The following is a 249-nucleotide window of genomic DNA, read 5'->3' as shown; positions in this document are numbered from 1 at the left end:
ATCCTCCCTGACCGTATTATTAATGATAGTGAATCAGTCCTTGTGCCAGCTCTTCCACACGATGGCATGCGACAAAATGCTCTGCCTCGACTTCCTTCCATTCTGGATCTTTTTCCAGGCAAATGCCCTGCGCAAAAGGACACCTTGGAGCGAATCGGCAGCCTTGCTGTGGATTGATTGGCGATGAAATCTCCCCTTTCAAAATGATTTTGTTTTTCTTCTCCAGCACGTTGACTGAAGGGATCGCTG

1 protein-coding gene is annotated in these 249 nt (G+C 47.8%); it reads right to left on the bottom strand.

The genetic code is table 11. The annotated features are described in order from the left end of the window. Nucleotides 1-19: 19 nt before the first annotated feature. A partial coding sequence (locus tag SB775_RS32315) for an oligopeptide/dipeptide ABC transporter ATP-binding protein (protein ID WP_410865379.1) occupies nt 20-249 on the bottom strand: 230 nt, incomplete at its 5' end.

This window comes from Peribacillus sp. SIMBA_075 (assembly GCF_046534585.1).
Note: the sequence above shows the minus strand (reverse complement) of the source record. Positions and strands in the feature narration are given on the sequence as shown.